The sequence below is a fragment of the Sphingobacterium sp. UBA865 genome (assembly GCF_002295765.1).
GTDB classification, from domain to species: Bacteria; Bacteroidota; Bacteroidia; order Sphingobacteriales; family Sphingobacteriaceae; genus Sphingobacterium; species Sphingobacterium multivorum.
On sequence record NZ_DBGB01000015.1, the window covers coordinates 20,427 to 39,003 of the forward strand.

Below are 18,577 nucleotides of genomic sequence, written 5' to 3' on the forward strand. Positions count from 1 at the left end.
AACCAAATATAAACGTATGTTTCGCCCTAGAATTATGACAGGTATATCCTGTATCCTTGTTTTTCAGTTTGTTAGGTTTTTGTTTTTACAGGTGCGGCAATATCTTCACGATGATTTGGTATTCCATTTGGGCGTTAACGATTTTGATACTGATCGTTACGTATTTGCAATAATCGGGAAAGACCATACTCATTTCAAATGAGTTTTAGGACTAAAAATAAACCATTAAAAATCACTTATTATCAGCTGTGTATCTATTGCACACGATAAAAAATCAATTAAACCACCAATCAAAAAGCGTATGAAAAATAAACTACTTGCACAATGCGTAATGACGCTCACATTTCTGCTTGTATCTTTTATTGTAGTTGCCCAGACGAAAGTCTTGAAGGGGAAGGTTGTAGATGAGACTCAAAGTCCATTGGCAGGAGCTACGATCAAAGTAAAAGGGGGTACCGCGGCTACCACAACAGACACGGAAGGTTCCTTTACATTGACTATTCCCAGTGAAGCTAAAACGCTGGAAGTATCCTTTATCGGATATACTTTAAAAGAAGTACCTATTGTGGGGAGCGATATCACGGTAGCGCTTGAACCTAGTGCCGGTCAGGGCTTAGATGAAGTCGTTGTGATCGGTTATGGTACGGCCCGTAAAAAAGATCTAACGGGGTCTATGGTCACTATTGGAGCAAAAAACTTCAATAAGGGGATCATGACCAGTCCCGACCAACTCATACAAGGAAAGACACCAGGGGTGATGGTGATTAACAATACGGGGCAACCTGGGGGATCAACCACAGTACGTATTCGTGGGAATTCATCGATCCGCGCCAGTAACAACCCGTTATTTGTGCTCGATGGTGTGCCGATGTCGGGCAACTCCCCTCTGCCCGAAGGAAGAGGAGGTTTTTCTTCCGACAGAGGAAATCCTTTAACTTACTTAAATCCGGGTGACATTGCTAGTATGGACATCCTTAAAGATGCTTCGGCTACGGCAATTTATGGATCACGTGGGGCAAATGGTGTAGTCATTATTTCCACGAAAAGAGGTAAAGTAGGACAGCCCGAGGTTTCTGTGGGAGCCTCTGCAGGTGTTTCTACCATGCGGGAATATCCTGATGTATTGGATGCAGCGCGATTCAGAGAGGCGTTGAAATATTATACACCATCTGAAGTGGCAAATGCTGATTTTGGTGGTAATGAGGATGCTTTTAAAGCAATCACAAGAAAAGCCATCACGCAAAATTACTATGCTGACGTGGCGGGCGGAACCGAACATGGTAAATACCGTCTTTCGGGTGGGTATTTAAACCAAAATGGTATTATTCGTGGCTCACAACTGAAGAAATATACAGCCAATTTTAACGGGAATTTCCGTTTTTTGGAAAACAAACGATTGGGATTGGATTTTGCAGTCTTTTTGACGCAAATGGATAATAAATACGCACCGATCAATGCGATGGTAGGTTCTGAAGGAAATGTGATTTCCCAAGCACTGCAATGGAATCCAACGCGACCATTACGCGATGAGCAAGGTAATTTGACCTTTGTGAGTTCAACCACACGAAATCCATTGACAAGCATTGAAGCCTTTAAGGACTTGGCGACAACCAATACAATGGTGGTCAATTTGGCGCCATATTATAAAATTACAGATGATTTAGAGTATCGCTTTATTTATAGTGCGATGCGACAAACAGGAAACCGCGAGGGTATGTACCGCGCCGGGCTTATTGATCCTTCTGCTGTGAACAATGAGCAGGCTTTTATCTCCAATAACGGGGAAACCAACTTGCAAATGACGCATATGCTCTCCTACAATAAACAAATCAATTCAGATTGGAGTGTCAATGCAGTAGCAGGCTACGAGTATTTGGATTATAATTATAATAATAACATTTCCTTTGGCGGTGGATTTCGCTACCTGGGGTTAGATTATTTTGACTATCTACAATATACGCCTGTTTCCACGCGTGAAATATCGTCGTATAGAAGTCCAACAAACCAATTGCAATCGCTTTTTTTACGGGGCGGCTTCAATTACTTAGACCGTTATTTATTCACTGCAACAGTGCGAAGGGATGGTTCAACGAAATTTGGTTCAAACAACAAATACGCCATGTTCCCTTCGTTGGCCGTAGCCTGGAATGTTAATCAGGAAGAGTTTTTAAAGTCTTCCGGTATCTTTGACCAATTGAAAGTGCGATTGGGTTGGGGAAAAACAGGTAACCAAGAATTCCCTTCTGGTGCCTCATTGAATAGATTGGTCTTCGGTAATCAGAGTGTAAGCCAGGCTAACTATGGAAATCCTGACTTGAAATGGGAAACTTCGACGACGATCAATGCGGGTATAGATTTCGGAATCTGGGGCAACCGTCTATATGGATCCATTGATTATTTTAATAAAAAGACCACAGATGCGCTATTTGAGCAAACGCTTGCACAGCCAGCTCCTGCGGGACGTATTTGGGTAAATTTGGACGGTGAGATTGTCAATAAAGGGGTAGAGGTCGCGTTGACAGGTACAATTATTAAAAATGACAATTGGACTTGGGATTTGACAGGTAATGCAACATTTCTTAAGAATAGTGTAAGTGGCCTTGTTGGTTATTATGAGACAGGAGCACTCCGCGGACAAGGTTTTTCTGGTGTATTGGGACAACGAATGGTCAATGGCCAGCCATTGAATGTATGGTATTTGGCCGATTACCAAGGTATCGACCCGCAAACCGGAATGAGCATGTACCGTGGACAGGATGGTAGTATCAGTACGGCCAACGATCCTGCAATTAATAAGTTTTATATGAACAGTCCAAATCCAACCACATTATTGGGTATCTCCACCAATGTAAATTATAAACAGTTTTCTTTGGCTGCCAATATGAATGGCGCTTTTGGACATTATCTATTCAATAATACGGCAGCGACAACTTTGGGATTGAGCAATTTGTCATCACGGAATATCGGTTCAGCATTCTTTAATACAGCTGTAAAAGAGTCTACTTCCAATTCGGCTGCGCCTTCGACGCGATTCCTTGAAAAAGGTGATTATCTAAAAATGGCTAATCTTACTTTAAGCTATCGTGTTGGAAATGTAGGCAGAACACTGAAGAATTTAAATGTATCCCTTACTGGACAGAATCTTTTCATCATCACGAAGTATACAGGGTTTGATCCTGAGGTGAATACAGATGGTGCAACAAATGGTATTCCTTCGTTGGGTATCGAATATTTACCATATCCACCGGCAAGAAATATCCTATTGGGGGTTAACTTCTCACTTTAAGCGTATACTGTAGATCATTAGATAATAAAAAGAGGAGAGTATTAAGATTGATTTAAACATATTCATATTAGTGAATGAATAAATCTGATCGCCTCATTACGAATGAAACACTAAAGGCAGTATGAATGCCTTACAGTCAAAATGGATGAATAAATAATCAAATTTAGACGGATGAAAAAGATGGAATTAAGAACTTTATTATATATCGGAATAATTGGCTCCATTGTAACAAGTACATTTTCTTGTACTAAACTAAAGGAGGAATTTAAAGGAGAATTGGAAGAGGGGACATCCAATGTGGATCCTGGAAGCTTGTTGATCACAGCTTATAATTCATTGAATACCCCTTATCAGCAGGAACAGCGCTGGGTGATGCAGGAAATATCCACAGATGCTGCTATGGCTCCTACACGGGGAGGTGACTGGGATGATAATGGGATGCATCGTGCGATCCATTTACATACCTGGAATGCTGATAATGGTTATATGAACAATACATTTGTAAGTCTTGGTACAGCCATCTATAATGCGGGTAATGTGTTGCGGTATAATCCGAGTGCACAGCAAGGTGCTGAAGCGAAGTTTATTCGTGCGTTGGTCATGTTCGATATGTTGGATCTCTATGGCGTAGTACCCGTCCGGGAAGGAGCCTCTTTTGAAGATTTTAGAATCGCACCAGAGGTGTTACAGCCACAGGCGGCTATTGATTATATCGTGAAGGATCTCAACGAAATTATAGCGAGTTTGCCTGCAAACGGTCCGAAAGCAGCCTATGTAGCCAATAAAAATGCGGCAAAAGCATTGCTGATGAAGATTTATTTGAATAAGGGAACATTTTTAAACAGACAAGCTCCTTCTTTTGCTGCCGAAGATATGGATAAAGTGGTGGCCTTAGCCAAGGAAATTACGGCTTCGGGATCCTATACTGTTTCTGCAAAGGGCAAGTACTTTGATAATTTCGCGCCCGATAATGACGAAAAGTCTACCGAAAATATTTTCACTTTATATAATAAAAATGGCGATAGAGGTGGAAATGTGGATCGTACCTGGAATACTATTGCGCATTATAATATGAGACCTGGGGGCTGGAACGGTTGGTGTACATTATCAGATTATTACGATAAATTTTCGGATGCCGATGAAAGAAGAGGAATTTACTATAATTATCCGGCTGATACGACTTCTAACAGAACAAAAGAATTCAAACGTCAAAATGTAGGTTTTTTTGCAGGACAGCAATACAATTGGAGTACAAACAAACCATTGATGGCGCGAAATCCAGCGAATGCACCTTTGGTCTTCACGCGTGAAGTGACCATCCGGACCTCTGGAGCTACATTGGAAACAGCGGGTATCCGTCCAATGAAGTATGCCTTTGATTATGCTGTCACTGGTCAACGAAATAACGACTGGGTAGTCTTCCGTTATGCCGATGTATTGTTGATGCAAGCAGAGGCTATATTAAGAGGCGGAACCGGAACTGCAACAGAGGCACTTGGATTAGTTAACACTATTCGGACAAACCGTGGTGTGAATAACTTGACAGCGTTGACGCTTGATAATATATTAGACGAGCGTGCGCGTGAGTTGTATTGGGAAGGTTGGAGAAGACAGGATTTGATCCGCTTTGGTAAGTTTTTATTAGCCTGGCAGGAAAAAGCTGCGGATTCCAGCCCGAAAACATTGGTTTATCCAATTCCGAGTCAACAGCTTGCTGTCAATCCAAATTTAAAACAAAATCCAGGATACTAGATTTTATTGATATCCATAAAACAAGCAGTTTCACGGTGTTTGTTTTAGTGCAAAGGTATTTAGATGACAAGTGATTTTTCTTATCATCTAAATACCTTCTTTTTTCTATATAGTGATTAAAACTAATCTATCTTAATACCAACTTATACCTCTTCACAATTTTTAATCAATTTTTAGACAGTAATCAGTCATTGTTTATTCAGTTTACACTGAGCAATCACTGAGCAATCACTGAACAAGCACTGTTAAAAGGACTAATTTGGTCACGAGTTGAAACGAACTTGCTGCGCCTAAAAAATACAAGAGAAGAAAACAGGACCCATAAGTTGCCTATCGGCAAAGTAGCTTTTATGAAAGAAAGCGCTTAAAATGGAGATTGAGGCGATGGCCTTATCGAAAATATTATCTTGTTTTTTTGATAAAAAATAATCACTTTAGAGGTGGATAACTAGCCAAAAAGCATGGGTCATTTTGATGGATCAAATTGAAATTCTGTCAGATACCAATTTCGATATTCTTTGGAAAGAGGATAACAGCATTGAAACAAGACTATCTAAATGTAGATTATGATGGATAAAATCCTACAGCGGGCACCGACTAACGAAAAGGAGTTTTTTTTAGCTTATCGTTATTGGTACAGGAAATTGTACTATTTTCTGTATCAGAAGACCCAATGTTCGAATCTGGCCGAAGATGTCGTCCAGCAGACTTTTCTAATTGTTTGGGAACGCAAGAATCATGCGAATCAGCAAATCCAATTCAGTACCCAGCTCTTTCAGATTGCATGAACAAAATTAATTGATGAGTTGCGGCGGCGTGCTTTGAATAGAAAATATGTAGAGTTTGAGAAACCTTTTGTACTGACCCAATATGAAGATCTTGAACGACAAATTGCCTATAAAGGAGAGTTAGAATACGTAAAAGAGCTGATTACACAAATGCCTTTTATGCGGCAACAGGTCTTTTATCTCCATAAAATTGAGGAATTGAGTTATAAAGAAATTGCCGTCAAATTGTCTATCTCCCCGAAGACGGTAGAAAACCACGTTAGCATTGGTCTGAAATTTATTAAAAAATTTTTTAAGTTGTCTTAGGGGACAAGCCCATCACTATTCGTATAACAGTTATATACCTATCCCGCTAAAAGGATAGAAACTGTTATGAATCGCAAATCCTTATTAAATAAATTCCTGGCGAATGAATGTTCTGCTGAGGAAGCGAAACTTGTCTTCAAATGGCTGAATGATGATCCGACCTTATTGGATGATTTCATTTCAGAAGATGACTGGGTTTCCTATATCAATCAGGAAAATAAGTCAAAACGTGGTGGTGATAGCCTGTTGAGAATCATTACTGTATTCATACTGTTTGGTTTCCTGTTCATCTTAACCAATCTTTTGAGCACATCAACTGATGAACCTTTACAAACAGCGAGTTTCATTCATGAAATTTACTACAACCCTTCTGCTCAGCCTAAAGAAATTGTTGCAGCGGACCATTCGATTTTAACCTTGGAACCCGGGGCACTGATTCAGCTGGGCATAAAACCGGATCTTGATTTTAGACGGGTTAAATTATTCAGTGGAAGGGTCAGTTTTAAAGTAGCGAAAGATCCTTCAAAACCTTTCATCGTCGAAAGCGGTACGTTGATGACCAACTGCGCTGGGAACAGAATTCATCGTGGATTATAATGCGGCAGTTGAACATGCGAATGGCAGGGACAAACGCATATTGGAGCAGTACTGGCAGCGGCATGTTCAGGAGAAAGAAAACTGAGCTTTAGGAGGCAAGGCCAGCAGCTGAGGCAGGTTGCTGCATTGCACCACACACTTTGCGCCGGGTTTCATTGCGCAGCCCGCCTCGCCGCCGCACGCAGGCAAATATTTGTACCTCATATACGCCTGCCTTCCCTACGTATTATAGAAAGAAGGGCACTGCACCGCCATTACAAACGTAGCTACGCAGGAAAACCGTCAAGGGTGTATAAACAACGGCTATCACCGTTGCCCTTGACAATTCCCTGCTTCCAACTCTGGTTGTTTAAGCGTTGCAATGGTCAGGAGTGTTTATATTCTATCGGAAGGAAATTCGTTAGCACTTTAAGATGAACTAATTACTTAGGTATCATTTCTGATATACTTTAAATCTGGCTACTAATTTCTATAAATTGCGGTATGCGAAGACTCCTGTTAATGATGGTAAGCGGGATCTCCGGGATCAAATGTTCGTATGCCCTGGTAAGCCCGTACACGAGGATCGTGGTTATAGTAATGTAGATCAGTTCAGACCTGACCTTGTTGAACAGATACTTAAAAGGGGGACGTTTGTTCAATAACATTGTTGTACCTCCTGAAAAATATTTATCGTCACTTTTTTACATCGATTTCAATACAATATTAGTTGTCCGGATCATCTGCTTCCAGGTTATATTTCTTAAAGAGCTCGCGGGCGATGAGTTTCACGTTCCAGGCGAGTTCATCCGAGTTGCAGCGCTTCATGGTTAATGGCAGTTTTACGCCGTCTTCACATGCTGTTAATATCAAGGTAAATGATCCCTGCCCGGTGACCTGGTCATCTCCATGCAGCTCCTCAAATACCTGAGCAGCGAAATCCTTTTCTGTGCCAAGTTCCAGAGAACCTATCGTTTCCATTCCGAAAAGCGTGTTCAGTTCGAGACTGATATGATAGCTGCCTGCCATGCCGATCAAACTCCTTTGATAAAGCGGGATATAAAACGAGCTGCCCTTTCGGACAGCCCGTAAACTCCGGAGAATTCAACCTTATTTGATCTCGATCTGACGGGTCACCGATTTGGCCTCTTCTTTCTTAGGCACATTGATCTTCAGAACGCCGTCGGTATAGCTTGCTTCGATGCGGCTGTCGTCCGCACTGTCAGGCAAGGTGAAAGAACGCACGAAAGAACTATAGCTGTATTCGCGCTTATTGTATTTCTTACTGTTCTCGGTGTTCTCGCTGCGTTGTTCTACAGAAATGTTCAGCACCTGATGATCGATATTGATTTTGAAATCATCCTTCTTCAGGCCAGGAGCGGCAAGTTCGATATGGTATTCATCAGGGGTTTCGCTGATGTTAGCCGCAGGTACACGGGTCACCATACGGTCCGATAAGAAAGAATCATTAAAAAAAGATTCAAAGATGTCGTTAAAGCCTGGCATTAACGCATTTTGTTTTCGATCTGAATTAAATTTAACCAATGACATAACTTATTTCCTTTCTTAAACAATTAATGAATCAATTAAACTTAAGAACCGAAGTTCTGTGAACGATTAGTCAAGCAGCATGCCAATCCGAAATGGTTGTACAAAAAATGTTTAAAAAACAGCAATTATGCTATATTTTAACTGTTTCGCATGGCTTTTTCAATAGCAAAATAACAGCTTTAGGCCATTTGAAACTGAATTTTTTTCATCCTGTCTGACAACTTTACATAGTTAAATAACGCAACTAACGATCATCAACAAAAACAAAATACGAGACAGGCTTTTACGGTTATGGCTCAAGCAGCGCCTCGGGTTTTTAGAAACTACGGCAGCATGCTGTTAGGAAAATTGTACCCTGCGGCCTCTTATCCTATCCTTCTTTTTCAAGTTGTTTCTTTCCCCAGTTATGAAGATGCTCTATAAAGGGCATCAACTCCAGGCCGGTTTCGCTCAATGAATATTCCACTTTAGGCGGCACTTCGTGATACATTTTCCGGATGATGAGCTTGTCCTCTTCCAGCTCTCTCAAAGTTTGCGTAAGCATCTTGGTAGTGATATCAGGGAGGGTTCTGCTCAACTCTCCATACCGCAATACCGGTCGCATGCCCAGATGCCAGAGAATGCGACCTTTATATTTCCCGCCGATGCGTTTAAAAGCATATTCAACTCCACATTTTTGTATACACTCAGGAATTTCTGCATTTTTTTTCATGTTAATTTATTTACAACATTTTGATAATCAATAATACATACTTTTTGGTAGGTAAGATACAGATAAGTACATACTTGACAAAAGTATTGGAAAAATTTAATATTGTCCACATCAAACAGCAGAAAAATGGAATTAAAATCACAAAACAAATCAGGCTTAATGAAGGCGATCCGTCAGCACGAGTTTGGTGGTCCTGAAGTTCTCCTTTATGAGGACGCTCCGATACCTATGCTTAAGCAGGGCGAAGTGCTCATTCGGGTTCACGCGGTTGGTCTCAATCCGCCCGACTGGTACCTGCGTGACGGGTTTAAATCGCTTCCTCCTGAGTGGAGGCCAAAGGGGAACTTCCCGCTTATTCTGGGAACAGATGTATCGGGTGTGGTAGAGGCGGTGGCTGATGATGTTAGGGACTTCGCCGTCGGGGACGAAGTTTACTCGATGGTTCGTTTTCCGGAGGGTCTCTCTGTAGAAAGTGGTGCCTATGCCGAATACATCACCGCGCCCGCATCGCAGGTAGCGCTTAAGCCGGCCGCTATCGATCATATCCATGCGGCCGCTGCTCCTATGTCTCTGCTCACCGCCTGGCAATTCATGATTGAACAGGGGCATAATGTACCCAATCCGCTTCAGCCGAAGCAACATGAACCGGTGCCGCTTGAGGGCAAAAAAGTACTCATCAATGGTGCGGCCGGCGGTGTCGGCCACTTTGCCCTGCAACTCGCCAAATGGAAAGGGGCCTACGTGATCGTGGTGGCATCTGGTAAGCATGAAGTACTTTTGCGTGATCTTGGCGCTGACGAATTCATTGATTATATCAAGACCGTACCCGAGGATGAGGTGCGTGGCGTTGATCTGGTCATCGACTCGGTTGGCGGCCCAACGACTAGTCGTTTTTTACGTACGCTCAGGCGGGGCGGCGCACTCTTTCCCATTTTCGGGCTCGGCGCGTCCGGTGGAGCAGAGGCTGAGCAGCTTGGTGTGACGATGTCCACCACCCAGGTCCGTTCGAATGGTGCGCAATTGGCAGAAGTAGCCAAATTACTTGACAACGGTACGATACGCGTCGTCATTGATAGTGTTTTCCCGCTTGCCGATGCCCGAAAAGCCCACGAAAGAGCTGCTCAGGGAAGTATCCAGGGTAAGATTGTGCTCACCGTGGCCTAGAAAGATAAAGGCTCGCTAGGTTGGGGTCAAAGCACTACAGCGAGTCCCATTAAAAGGCTATCCATTACAGATAGCCTTTTCTAATTCTAATCGGTATAAGACCCTAAAAAACTTATTTATTTTATAACGACCATGAAGGATCTTGAACAATTAAAAGACAGGCTATTGATAAAGGAGCTCGTAGACAGGGTTTCAATTTTGGGCGACAGAAAGGATTTTAACGCGCAGGTCCAGCTATTTTCGGAAGATGCGTTGTCAGAAACTTTTGCCGGCGGAACTTCTATCTTAAAACTGCGGTGCCGGAGGGAAATGGCAGCAGCGTTTGGTAATTTCCTTAAGGATTACGAAACTGTTTACCATTTTAACGGACAGCACATTATAAGCATAGATGGCGATAAGGCCTCAGGAACATGTTACTGTACCATTACTTTGATTGGCACAGAGAACAGCAAAAGAATTAAAACCACCATTGGGGCGGTTTACCAGGATGATTATGTACGTGATGGTAACCGCTGGCTTATTGCTGAGCGAACAGGAACTTTTAACTGGCAGGATAAATCTGAGGTTTATCAATGATCAAGCAAAACATCTAATTAGCGTTAAGAAGCAAAGCCGGCTTAATCCACCATAATTTATGGAAGTTTACAGTAAGAGAATGAAAACTGAAAATAGCTTTATAGATAGACTGAGATAGGGTACTGATGATTTTGACTCACTACGATGATGTCCTGTGAGGTGTTAAGAGGCTGCTTGTTCGGCAGCCTCTCTAATATCAAAAACAGTTGGCAATTACTTCTGCACGAATGCCTCAAGATTTTCTGCCATTGGCTCAACTGTGTCCACTGCGTCTGTAATGGTCATCTCCGTAATGAATTCCTCTTTAGGGGTGCGTACCTTTTTCATATTGACTAACCAGTCGTTTTCTCCATCCCGGTAACCCAATGGTAGGATCACCGTACTTTTGTAACCGGTACCCTTTAACTTTAAAAGCTCGTCCAGTCTTTCTGGTATAAAGCCTTCCATAGGCGTGGCATCAACCTTTTGTTCTGCTGCTGCCGCAATCGCGATTGCAAATGAGATGTAACTCTGTTTTGCCGCATGATGCGCCTGCCATTCCGTTCCTGATTTTTCATAAAGGTCCATAATTGTCTCTTTATAGGCATTCATCGTACTGTGCGGCAGCCCGCGTTCGTCCATGATATAGTTGAATACTTTCGAAATACGTTCATCGTCATAATGATCCCATGCGGCAAACACCAGTAAGTGGGAGCAATCGGTGATTTGGCTTTGGTTATAAGCGACACCTTTGATCTTCTCCAGTAATGCTTTGTCAGAAATGACGATTATTTTGTATTGCTGAAGACCTGAAGAGGATGGCGCCATCCGGGCGGCTTCAAGGATATAATTAATTTTTTCCTCCGGAACCCTGGTTCCGTTCATCTTTTTGGTGGCATAGCGCCATTGTAAATCATTAAGTAAACTCATATTTTATTTTTGAGTAAAGGTAGCGCGATCGCTGTTATATTGTAACTTTGTGACAAAAAGTAACTGTGACATTGAGGTAACCTATGTGACAAAAAAGTATCCATATAAATTTATGGAAAAGGAAATTGAAACTAAATCACGGTTTATAGACAGTGAGTGTGCTAAAAAGATACGGGCAATAGATGACACGATGGATATCTTAAGCGGCAAATGGAAAATATCGATACTCTCACGCCTTGGCTATAAGCCGATGCGGTATTCGGAACTTCTAAGAGATATCAATGGCATTGCAGGGAAGGTACTTAGCCGGGAATTAAAAGATCTTGAAACAAACGGTCTGGTTAAAAGGGAGGTATCTCAAACACAACCGCTGTCTGTAACCTACGATGTAACGCCTTATGGAATGACGCTGAAGAGCCTGACTGACAGTATTGCGGAATGGGGATTGCAACACAGGAAACGCATCATTGACTCGCACAAGCAAGACCGGTAATTGAATTTACAGATGAAAAGGAAACTCATTTATTAATAACCCAGTCGTATAGAAAGCTTTCTCGTACACATTTTAAAAATGAGAATGGAGTGGACATAGATATCGGGCTTTGCCGGAGCGGCTGGTGTGATCAAAGGCCGACTTGATGCGACCTCTGATCACACCGGCTATTCCGGCGAACTACTTCTATTCGGCTCAAATTTAAGGAGGCTAAGTTGTAACGCCCTGAAGCAACAATCAGTTTGATAATGAATGACGTTTAAAAAAATCGTTGGCATCCTTCAACCTGAAGGCCAGAAGACCATTAAAAATACCGGTGAATATAAAGGCCGTTGCCGTCCAGGTCAATGGTCACGGCACCCAATACAGGGTTGAAGAATACCTGCGCCGCAAACAATATCGTTAGGACGCCGGCAGTGATCAAACCAGGCGGAATGCCGGGTAGAGTTGGAAAAGAAAGCCGCAGGCAAACCATGTACCACTTCTTTCCCCTCGAAAAATTGACAGTTCAAATGAAAATTCGGCAGCAATAAGCCGTTAACGCATCTCATGTTTTTCGTTTTTTCTGATTCCTGACGCAGGGCACCGGCTTTGTCTTGCGCCAAAAACAAGCGGTTACAACACCGGAATTGAAGAAAGGAGCGTATGGTGGTTGACCACCCTGTTCAGGGCCAAATTGACTACTGAGTTAGATTGAAACCTTCGGCTTTATGGTAAAAAAAGGGTAAAAATAACCCTATATAAGGCTCTGTCAGTGCCCATTTCCCTGTATCACAAATCATAACTTCACTTTCAATGCCTCGAAGGTAAAAACTGAAAACAGGTAACGGAATAGGTATAGAAATGCTGGTTCCTCCGCAAAATGGTCCTAGCCCAAGTTCACATGCCGACTTTTTTGAATCTCTTTATATCGTGGAAGGTGAGATTGAAGTACACTCTTAGGCCTACGTATATACCGCCGCGAAAGGCGCTTTCGTACTCATTCCCAAGGGCGGCGCTGTGCATTACTCCAAAAATGTGAGCGATGCTGTAGCTAAGTTGCTCCGTACTGTAGTGCCAGCAGGTTTAGAAGATTTTTTTAGAGATTGGGCAGCCAGTAGCCGCACGAGAATTTCCGCCTCCAACGAATGCGGAAGCGATTAAACGCATTCAGGATATTGCCCGCTCACATGGGCAAACATTGTATTCACCCGATTTTTTAGACGGCAAATAGGATAGTTTCGTCTTCGCTTAATAGCTTTTAGGGATGGTGCAATGGTTTAGTGATTACCTAGGCGTTTTATCCTTATCTATCCAAAACAGTACTTCATAATCACGTTGATTAGGCGTTTTGGTTACGACTTCACGGGAAAGCTTTATTTCACCTTGGTAAGCGTGTCCATGCTTTTTCTTTGCCAGGCTGCTATATCAATCAACAAAGGGCAAAGGGTTTTTCCAAAATCAGTGAGCGTATATTCTACCCGGGGAGGCAGCTCCCTGTACTGTTTCCTGCTGATCAGGCCATCGGCTTCGAGCTCTCTCAATTGATTAGTTAACACCTTTTTTGAAATAGAGGGTACCCTAACCTGGATTTCGCCAAAACGTCTGGTATTTTTTGAAAGTATATATAAAATCGGCAGCTTCCATCGCCCTCCGAATAAGGCTATCGTCGCTGTAACAGGACAGTCATCATGTTCTAATTCCTTTTCCATTAGTCACTTTTAGGTTACCGCTTTTTGTCTTGTTACCCGCAGCAAGGGTAATTTTTCAAAATCAAATTTGTTTCTTTACCTGACAAAAATAATTAATCTAAAAACAAAAAAATATGATCTTAGTAACCGGTGCAACAGGAAATTTAGGTAAAGCCACCATCGATTCATTATTAAACAGGGGTATAGCCCCAAACAACATTACTGCGTTAGTCAGAGATGAAAGCAAGGCGGCAGAATTAAAATCAAAAGGACTTCAAATCAAACTTGGCGACTATCAGGATTTGGAGTCTTTAAAAAGTGCGTTTCGGGGCGTCGACAAGCTGCTGCTGGTGTCTTCTTCATCAGATATAGGCAAAAGGTTTGAGCAGCACAAAAATGCGATCAATGCGGCGAATGAATCTGGTGTTGGCCATATTATTTATACGAGCTTTGACATGAAGAATTTACAGCAAAGTATCATGGGTGGAGAGGTTCGATATCATGCATATACAGCTGATTATTTAAGACAAACAGGTATCCCCTACACTTTAATGAACAACACAATGTATGCTGACATGATTCCCTTCCTTGTAGGAAAGGATATATTGAATAATGGAATCTCTATCCCTGCAGGAGATGGCAAAACTCCCTTTTTACCAATAAGCGAAATGGCTGAAGCAAATGCTGTTGTATTGACTACTCCGGGTCATGAAAACAAAGAATATATCATCGCCTCAGAAACCGCCTTTTCCTTCGCAGAGATTGCTGACCTGCTATCAGACATTTCCGGAAAAACATTAGCTTATCACCAGCCGGACGTAAGTGCATATGTTGCACAGCTTATACAGGCCGGTCTTTCTGAAGATGATGCAGCGTACATTGCAAGGTTCTGTGGAGCGATTGCTAGAGGTGAATTTGATACGAATAAAAGCGATGTGAAGCGACTACTAGGGAGGAGCCCGGTCAGCCTAAAAGAATTTCTGCAAAATATATACAGTTAATTGGTAGAAGCAAATCCTTTGTGGAAGTGCCGGTTATAGAACCGCTCCCGCATAATAATATGCTTATATATGGAGGCAGAGGCACTGTCCAAATCCAATTGATTTCGCATAACTCTAGGCAGGGAGTTAACGTCATCTTTGTTGATTCAGGCCGTGGAATTCCGGATGTGGAACTTGCGATGGAGCAGGGGTACTCAACCGGCAAAACGCTTTGCATCGGGTTTCCCGGCGCAAAGAGATTTTCAGATCGGTCCGAGATAAACAGCGAATTAGGGAAAGGGACCACCGTCAAGATCACAAAGTGGCGGTAGAAAACTAAACTCAGAAAGTTTTAGCCAGCAGGCTGATCTTCGATAAGTTTACTAAATTGCCTCTTCTTAGCCGCAACTTGGCGGATATGTGATAAAGTTTAGGAAAAGTCCCTTGCAGCGTCATTTGGCTATCTCACGCGCTGAAGTTGCCCAGGTTTATCATGTGTTACCCAATACCGCTTGGTGGTTGGATTTCAGTTCAATGGCCCAAACCGAAGCTCCGGCAGGGACAATCGTCTGCCTATATTCCAAGACGTGGGGTGCACGGTTATAAGAACAATTGTTAACCGGGGTGATACTAAGCGTTACGGTATCCCCCCTTTAAAGTTCAAAAAACAGTGGAAAAAAACTCAGCAGCAAAAGGATTCACACTCGAACAAATAAAGGCAGCTCATGCCAAAGTAAAAAGCGGCGCCGACTTCCACGCTACATTCACGAAATCAAAGCGCTTGGATTGAAAATTATAACTATAGCGTCACTGACGGTACAGTTACGTACTATGGTGAAAGCGGATACCAGATAGCTGCGCCAGCCGTTTATGAGCCTAAGCCCATCAACCCGGATGCTTCTCCGGAGAAATTACGTTATATTATTGCGATTCACCAGAAAGGCCAAACTGATTTTTCGACGTTTTGCGAGCAAGCGGCAAAGCACGTGTAAAACAGATTGAAATATATGCAGAATAAAAACTAATAAATTACACAAAACGAAAAACTCAAATCTAGTTCAACTCACGGAAAGACAAAGAAAGTGTTAGACCCATGTTAGACCTAACAAAAAAGGACTTAAGATTTTAGATCATAAGTCCTTGATAATCAAGTCGGGATGGCAGGATTTGAACCTACGACCTCCAGCACCCCATGCTGGCGCGATACCGGGCTACGCTACATCCCGTTTATTCTGATCGAACGGCCGCTATGAATAGGACCATGATTAAGAATAATTTTTGGTAGCGCTAAAATAATAATTATTGACAAAAAATAAAATATAATTACGAAAAAGCGCCATTCGATTTTTAGAATGGCGCTTTGTGTACTACGAGATGCTGCTTAGAACTTATAACCGACCATAATGCCGATTGTTTTATTTTTTGCATCTAAGGTTTTGTCTACACTCGTAAAACCGTGGCTATAATAAGCATCTAAGGTGAGGTGACTGATGTCTACACCAATACCCACACGACCATCAAATGAAAATTTCTTATAATCGGTATTTGCACTCGACTTGACTGTTTTAACATCATAGTTTAACTGAGGGCCCAATAGTCCCCGGAGGTTGAAGTCGCCATTTTCCAAAAATTTATACCCTACTTGAAGGGGAAGATTGATCTGATAAAATTTAGGCGTTTTCTGTCCGTTTTCGAAGTTATATGCTTTGCGTAAAAGACTGGCACCGATTCCAGGCTGAAAGAATACACGATCTCCAATACGTGCAAATCCTGCAACTGATACGCCAACTTTGCCGTTATTATCTTTGACAGACTTATTGCCAAAGGAACTCATATGATAATTGCTTCCGACTTGCAGCCCATACGTGATGTCCTGTGCCTGTGTAGTACCTGTTAATCCCAATAATGTCAATCTCAGCAGGGCTACTTTGAATGTTGTTTTCATTGTCAAATTATTTTTGTTATCAATTGTATATTGTTCTTTCCTTTATGACAACGGAAAAACTGTATACCCTTAGAAAAAAAATATTTTATAAAATAGATGACTTACCTTTAGTGATAACAATAGCTTTTCTATACTTCTTCTCGGGTGAATCCCATTTTTCAGATGGGAAATGGACTGTGCTTGTTGTCGTATTGATATGAAAAGATTTCAGAATAGGTTCGACTTAGGGATTTGCGATCACCTGATTCAGGTCATTGAAGCTGATAAAAAAATGAAAAATTTGTAAGGGTAACAGTCTATTAGGATGTCTTACTAATAGAGCGGATTATTTAAACAATAGAATTGATCAATGTCGGAAAATAAAGAAAAGAATTTTGAGCAGCTTTTTCGCACACATTACAAGGAGTTACATCGTTATGCCTATCGATATCTAGGTGATAGTGATGTGGCGGAAGAGGTTGTGCAACAGGTGTTTTTGCGGCTTTGGGAACGCGATTGGGAGGAGCAGATACATACTTCATTAAAAGCTTATTTATATCGGGCTATTTATAATGAAAGTATGAATGTGCTAAAAAAGGAGCAACGAAAGCTAAAATATCAATCACATGAGCAGCATAAACAGGATTTTGCGCCTGCAGTTGATGAAAGTACACGGGATTTGGACGAAAGGCTCCAGATTGCCTTGGCGGAATTACCCGAAAAAAGTCGGACGGTTTTTGAGTTAAGCCGTTTTCAGGAAATGAAGTATAAGGATATCGCAGTAACCTTGGATCTGTCGATAAAGACTGTTGAGGGACATATGAGTAAGGCGCTGCGACATTTGCGTATTGAACTTGTGGATTATTTAACATTGATTATTTGCTTTCTTATCTATAGGCTATGAATAAGGAACTGTTAGAAAAATATATCGTTGGTGAGACCAACGAGGTAGAGAATACCATGATAAAAAATTGGTTGGAAGAAGATGCCAACAATAAGGAGGAATACATAAAAATGAAAAAAATCTGGGATAGTTTGCCGAAACCCCTAGATGTTCCTGATGTGGATGTGGATAAGGCTTGGGCTGACTTCAAAGTGGTACGAGATAAAAGAGCGTCAGAAGCTGCGTCGTTACCCCAAAAAATGACTCCTGTGAAGCAATGGAGCTGGTGGCTCGCCGCGAGTATCTTGATACTCTGTGCAGTAGGATTCTATGTATTTGATCAGTCGCATCGTGAAGAAATGTTTCTTTCGAGCAGGGATCAAGTGCGCCAAGATTCCCTTCCTGATGGCTCGGTTGTTACACTAAATAAAAATACATCGCTGGCTTATTCAAGTCGTTGGACCAATAAAAATAGAAACGTGACCCTGGAAAGAGGGGAAGTGTTTTTCCAGGTTCACAAGGATAAAAAGCACCCCTTTGTCATTGAAACGGGTAAAACCAAAATCACGGTATTGGGCACAAGTTTTAATGTGCGACGGATACCCGATGCGACGGAAGTTATTGTTGCTACAGGATTGGTCAAAGTGGGGTATGCAAATAAGGAAGTCTTTTTGCGGCCACAACAAATGATTACGATCCGGGACAGGGATACGATAAAAGTAGGAAAGGAACCTGTCAAAGATCAGTTTTATAAATACTATGTTGATCGTGTGTTTGATTTTCAGAATACCCCATTGAAACGTGTTGTCGAGGTGCTCAATCAAGCTTATGACTATACGATTATTATAGATCATTCTCCTGATCAGAAATTGTTATTGACAGCAAAATTCGAACAAAATAGTTTAACTGAAATTTTGAAAGTCATTTCTAGCACATTTGGATTAAAAGTCCATGTGAAAGATAGGGAGATTCATCTGACGAGATGAGCCAACAAATAGATATATTTT

19 protein-coding genes and 1 tRNA gene are annotated in these 18,577 nt (G+C 41.8%); 13 read left to right on the forward strand and 7 right to left on the reverse strand.

Annotated features, from left to right (window positions below; translation table 11 throughout):
* The first annotated feature begins 301 nt into the window (after nucleotides 1-301).
* From B2O97_RS08195 to B2O97_RS08215, 5 genes are all read left to right on the forward strand, one after another.
* Entirely contained in the window at nucleotides 302-3,286 is a 2,985-nt protein-coding gene (locus B2O97_RS08195) for a SusC/RagA family TonB-linked outer membrane protein (protein ID WP_046674242.1), read from the forward strand.
* Between the two features lie 180 nt (nucleotides 3,287-3,466).
* Entirely contained in the window at nucleotides 3,467-5,038 is a 1,572-nt protein-coding gene (locus B2O97_RS08200) for a RagB/SusD family nutrient uptake outer membrane protein (RefSeq protein ID WP_286767241.1), read from the forward strand.
* A gap of 566 nt (nucleotides 5,039-5,604) precedes the next feature.
* Nucleotides 5,605-5,826 (forward strand): RNA polymerase sigma factor, encoded by a 222-nt coding sequence (locus B2O97_RS08205; RefSeq protein ID WP_070567376.1) that lies wholly within the window; start codon nucleotides 5,605-5,607, stop codon nucleotides 5,824-5,826.
* Between the two features lie 33 nt (nucleotides 5,827-5,859).
* Entirely contained in the window at nucleotides 5,860-6,132 is a 273-nt protein-coding gene (locus B2O97_RS08210) for a sigma factor-like helix-turn-helix DNA-binding protein (RefSeq protein WP_139145030.1), read from the forward strand.
* A gap of 66 nt (nucleotides 6,133-6,198) precedes the next feature.
* The gene (locus tag B2O97_RS08215) at nucleotides 6,199-6,729 is read left to right on the forward strand and encodes a FecR domain-containing protein (protein ID WP_070567372.1); all 531 of its coding nucleotides are present in this window, start codon (nucleotides 6,199-6,201) and stop codon (nucleotides 6,727-6,729) included.
* A gap of 705 nt (nucleotides 6,730-7,434) precedes the next feature.
* On the opposite strand, the gene B2O97_RS08220 is transcribed toward B2O97_RS08215, so the two are convergent.
* The 3 genes from B2O97_RS08220 to B2O97_RS08230 form a co-directional block, all read right to left on the reverse strand.
* Nucleotides 7,435-7,737: a hypothetical protein gene (locus B2O97_RS08220; RefSeq protein WP_112374265.1), complete on the reverse strand. Its 303-nt coding sequence runs from the start codon at nucleotides 7,735-7,737 to the stop codon at nucleotides 7,435-7,437.
* Between the two features lie 81 nt (nucleotides 7,738-7,818).
* Entirely contained in the window at nucleotides 7,819-8,259 is a 441-nt protein-coding gene (locus tag B2O97_RS08225) for an Hsp20/alpha crystallin family protein (RefSeq protein WP_070567368.1), read from the reverse strand.
* A gap of 370 nt (nucleotides 8,260-8,629) precedes the next feature.
* Nucleotides 8,630-8,971 carry a winged helix-turn-helix transcriptional regulator gene (locus B2O97_RS08230; RefSeq protein ID WP_070567366.1) on the reverse strand — a complete coding sequence of 114 codons (342 nt, stop codon included), beginning with the start codon at nucleotides 8,969-8,971 and terminating at the stop codon, nucleotides 8,630-8,632.
* 126 nt (nucleotides 8,972-9,097) lie between these two features.
* Here B2O97_RS08230 and B2O97_RS08235 point away from each other — a divergent pair, with 126 nt between their 5' ends.
* Nucleotides 9,098-10,135 carry an NADP-dependent oxidoreductase gene (locus tag B2O97_RS08235; protein WP_201303494.1) on the forward strand — a complete coding sequence of 346 codons (1,038 nt, stop codon included), beginning with the start codon at nucleotides 9,098-9,100 and terminating at the stop codon, nucleotides 10,133-10,135.
* 132 nt (nucleotides 10,136-10,267) lie between these two features.
* Nucleotides 10,268-10,711, forward strand: coding sequence for a nuclear transport factor 2 family protein (locus B2O97_RS08240; protein ID WP_286767242.1), 444 nt, complete (start codon nucleotides 10,268-10,270; stop codon nucleotides 10,709-10,711).
* 213 nt (nucleotides 10,712-10,924) lie between these two features.
* On the opposite strand, the gene B2O97_RS08245 is transcribed toward B2O97_RS08240, so the two are convergent.
* Nucleotides 10,925-11,620 (reverse strand): nitroreductase family protein, encoded by a 696-nt coding sequence (locus B2O97_RS08245; RefSeq protein ID WP_070567362.1) that lies wholly within the window; start codon nucleotides 11,618-11,620, stop codon nucleotides 10,925-10,927.
* A 49-nt stretch (nucleotides 11,621-11,669) separates the two neighbouring features.
* On the opposite strand from B2O97_RS08245, the gene B2O97_RS08250 reads away from it, so the two are divergent.
* The gene (locus B2O97_RS08250; RefSeq protein WP_239468724.1) at nucleotides 11,670-12,113 is read left to right on the forward strand and encodes a winged helix-turn-helix transcriptional regulator; all 444 of its coding nucleotides are present in this window, start codon (nucleotides 11,670-11,672) and stop codon (nucleotides 12,111-12,113) included.
* 1,355 nt (nucleotides 12,114-13,468) lie between these two features.
* Here B2O97_RS08250 and B2O97_RS08255 read toward each other — a convergent pair.
* Entirely contained in the window at nucleotides 13,469-13,804 is a 336-nt protein-coding gene (locus tag B2O97_RS08255; protein ID WP_070567360.1) for a winged helix-turn-helix transcriptional regulator, read from the reverse strand.
* Nucleotides 13,805-13,917: 113 nt separating this feature from the next.
* Here B2O97_RS08255 and B2O97_RS08260 point away from each other — a divergent pair, with 113 nt between their 5' ends.
* The 3 genes from B2O97_RS08260 (at nucleotide 13,918) to B2O97_RS08270 (ending at nucleotide 15,755) form a co-directional block, all read left to right on the forward strand.
* Nucleotides 13,918-14,784, forward strand: a complete 867-nt coding sequence (locus B2O97_RS08260; RefSeq protein ID WP_070567358.1) for an SDR family oxidoreductase — start codon at nucleotides 13,918-13,920, stop codon at nucleotides 14,782-14,784.
* Between the two features lie 399 nt (nucleotides 14,785-15,183).
* On the forward strand, nucleotides 15,184-15,369 hold the full coding sequence (locus B2O97_RS08265; RefSeq protein WP_139145029.1) for a hypothetical protein: 186 nt from the start codon (nucleotides 15,184-15,186) through the stop codon (nucleotides 15,367-15,369).
* Between the two features lie 179 nt (nucleotides 15,370-15,548).
* Entirely contained in the window at nucleotides 15,549-15,755 is a 207-nt protein-coding gene (locus B2O97_RS08270; protein WP_083296025.1) for a DUF1398 family protein, read from the forward strand.
* Between the two features lie 160 nt (nucleotides 15,756-15,915).
* On the opposite strand, the gene B2O97_RS08275 is transcribed toward B2O97_RS08270, so the two are convergent.
* Nucleotides 15,916-15,989, reverse strand: a tRNA-Pro gene (locus B2O97_RS08275).
* A 155-nt stretch (nucleotides 15,990-16,144) separates the two neighbouring features.
* Entirely contained in the window at nucleotides 16,145-16,708 is a 564-nt protein-coding gene (locus B2O97_RS08280) for a porin family protein (protein WP_070567354.1), read from the reverse strand.
* 349 nt (nucleotides 16,709-17,057) lie between these two features.
* Here B2O97_RS08280 and B2O97_RS08285 point away from each other — a divergent pair, with 349 nt between their 5' ends.
* The gene (locus B2O97_RS08285) at nucleotides 17,058-17,591 is read left to right on the forward strand and encodes an RNA polymerase sigma-70 factor (RefSeq protein ID WP_070567352.1); all 534 of its coding nucleotides are present in this window, start codon (nucleotides 17,058-17,060) and stop codon (nucleotides 17,589-17,591) included.
* Entirely contained in the window at nucleotides 17,588-18,556 is a 969-nt protein-coding gene (locus B2O97_RS08290; RefSeq protein WP_070567350.1) for a FecR family protein, read from the forward strand. The genes B2O97_RS08285 and B2O97_RS08290 overlap by 4 nt, the downstream gene beginning before the upstream one ends.
* Nucleotides 18,557-18,577: the final 21 nt, after the last annotated feature.

Coding starts and splice junctions, on each gene's coding strand:
- B2O97_RS08200 (WP_286767241.1), top strand. CDS start 3,467: ATGGAATTAAGAACTTTATTATATATCGGAATAATTGGCTCCATTGTA.
- B2O97_RS08280 (WP_070567354.1), bottom strand. CDS start 16,708: ATGAAAACAACATTCAAAGTAGCCCTGCTGAGATTGACATTATTGGGA.
- B2O97_RS08255 (WP_070567360.1), bottom strand. CDS start 13,804: ATGGAAAAGGAATTAGAACATGATGACTGTCCTGTTACAGCGACGATA.
- B2O97_RS08290 (WP_070567350.1), top strand. CDS start 17,588: ATGAATAAGGAACTGTTAGAAAAATATATCGTTGGTGAGACCAACGAG.
- B2O97_RS08245 (WP_070567362.1), bottom strand. CDS start 11,620: ATGAGTTTACTTAATGATTTACAATGGCGCTATGCCACCAAAAAGATG.
- B2O97_RS08230 (WP_070567366.1), bottom strand. CDS start 8,971: ATGAAAAAAAATGCAGAAATTCCTGAGTGTATACAAAAATGTGGAGTT.
- B2O97_RS08215 (WP_070567372.1), top strand. CDS start 6,199: ATGAATCGCAAATCCTTATTAAATAAATTCCTGGCGAATGAATGTTCT.
- B2O97_RS08285 (WP_070567352.1), top strand. CDS start 17,058: ATGTCGGAAAATAAAGAAAAGAATTTTGAGCAGCTTTTTCGCACACAT.
- B2O97_RS08260 (WP_070567358.1), top strand. CDS start 13,918: ATGATCTTAGTAACCGGTGCAACAGGAAATTTAGGTAAAGCCACCATC.
- B2O97_RS08240 (WP_286767242.1), top strand. CDS start 10,268: ATGAAGGATCTTGAACAATTAAAAGACAGGCTATTGATAAAGGAGCTC.
- B2O97_RS08205 (WP_070567376.1), top strand. CDS start 5,605: ATGATGGATAAAATCCTACAGCGGGCACCGACTAACGAAAAGGAGTTT.
- B2O97_RS08220 (WP_112374265.1), bottom strand. CDS start 7,737: ATGGCAGGCAGCTATCATATCAGTCTCGAACTGAACACGCTTTTCGGA.
- B2O97_RS08235 (WP_201303494.1), top strand. CDS start 9,098: ATGGAATTAAAATCACAAAACAAATCAGGCTTAATGAAGGCGATCCGT.
- B2O97_RS08225 (WP_070567368.1), bottom strand. CDS start 8,259: ATGTCATTGGTTAAATTTAATTCAGATCGAAAACAAAATGCGTTAATG.
- B2O97_RS08195 (WP_046674242.1), top strand. CDS start 302: ATGAAAAATAAACTACTTGCACAATGCGTAATGACGCTCACATTTCTG.